This window comes from Rhodococcus sp. 05-2255-3B1, assembly GCF_002258545.1.
Taxonomy (GTDB): Bacteria; Actinomycetota; Actinomycetes; order Mycobacteriales; family Mycobacteriaceae; genus Rhodococcoides.
In genome coordinates, this window is sequence record NZ_NOZC01000013.1 from 1,903 (window position 1) to 3,593 (window position 1,691).

The window sequence follows — 1,691 nt, forward strand, 5'->3', positions numbered from 1 at the left end:
TNGTTGCCAATCGTGGTGAGATCGCGGTGCGGGTGATCCGGGCGGCCGCCGATGCCGGGTTGGCCAGTGTCGCTGTGTACGCCGAGCCCGATGCCGATGCCCCGTTCGTTCGGTTGGCCGACGAGGCGTTCGCCCTGGGGGGTCAGACCTCGGCGGAGTCGTATCTGGTGATCGACAAGATCCTCGACGCCGCCGCCAAGTCCGGTGCCGACGCCATCCACCCCGGCTACGGGTTCCTCTCCGAGAACGCCGACTTCGCCCAGGCGGTGATCGATGCCGGGCTGATCTGGATCGGGCCGTCTCCGCAGTCGATCCGCGACCTCGGTGACAAGGTCACCGCCCGCCACATCGCCGCCCGCGCGAAAGCCCCTTCCGTTCCGGGCACCTCCGAACCGGTGAAGAACGCCGACGAGATCCTCGCCTTCGCCGACGAGCACGGCCTGCCGATCGCGATCAAAGCCGCGTTCGGTGGCGGCGGACGCGGCATGAAGGTCGCCCGTACCCGCGAGGAGATCCCCGAGTTGTTCGATTCGGCCACCCGCGAAGCGGTCGCGGCGTTCGGGCGGGGCGAATGCTTCGTCGAGCGGTACCTCGACAAGCCCCGCCACGTCGAAGCGCAGGTCATCGCCGACCAGCACGGCAACGTCGTCGTTGCAGGCACCCGCGACTGCTCGCTGCAACGCCGCTTCCAGAAACTCGTCGAAGAAGCCCCCGCCCCGTTCCTCACCGACGCCCAACGCAAGGAAATCCACTCGTCGGCGAAAGCGATCTGCCTCGAAGCCGGCTACTACGGTGCCGGGACGGTGGAATACCTCGTCGGCCAGGACGGGCTGGTGTCGTTCTTGGAGGTCAACACCCGCCTGCAGGTCGAACACCCCGTCACCGAGGAAACCTCCGGCATCGATCTGGTGTTGCAGCAGTTCCGGATCGCCAACGGTGAGGAACTGTCGATCACCGAAGATCCCGAACCGCGGGGGCATTCGTTCGAGTTCCGGATCAACGGCGAAGACGCCGGCCGTGGGTTCCTGCCCGCACCGGGCCCGGTCACCACGTTCATTGCCCCGTCGGGTCCGGGTGTGCGCGTCGATTCCGGTGTCGAATCCGGCTCGGTGATCGGGGGCCAGTTCGATTCGATGCTCGCCAAGCTCATCGTCACCGGAGCCACCCGCGAGGAAGCCCTCGCGCGGTCGCGTCGCGCCCTCGCCGAGTTCACCGTCGAGGGGTTGGCGACGGTGATCCCGTTCCATGCTGCGGTGGTCTCCGATCCGGCGTTCATCGGCGACGGGGAGTCGTTCTCGGTGCACACCCGGTGGATCGAAACCGAATGGGACAACCAGGTTGCCCCGTTCACCGCCGGACAACCGATCGGCGACGAGGAGGTGCTGCCGCGGCAGTCCGTCGTCGTCGAGGTCGGTGGCCGACGTGTCGAGGTCTCCCTGCCCGGGGAACTGTCCCTCGGCGGCAACAGCGGTGGTGGGCCCGCGGGTGCAGTGCGGCGTAAGCCGAAACCGCGTACCCGTGGTGGTGCCGGAGCCGGTGCGGCATCCGGTGACGCGGTGACCGCACCGATGCAGGGCACCGTGGTCAAAGTCGCTGTCGACGAAGGCCACACCGTCGAGGCCGGGGACCTCATCGCCGTCCTGGAAGCGATGAAGATGGAAAACCCCGTCAACGCCCACAAAGCAGGCACC

General features: G+C 67.6%; 1 protein-coding gene. It reads left to right on the forward strand.

The window, feature by feature from the left end:
* Positions 1–1,691, forward strand: a 1,691-nt coding sequence (locus CH249_RS08465; protein WP_218828394.1) for an acetyl/propionyl/methylcrotonyl-CoA carboxylase subunit alpha, incomplete at both ends; no start/stop codon positions are given.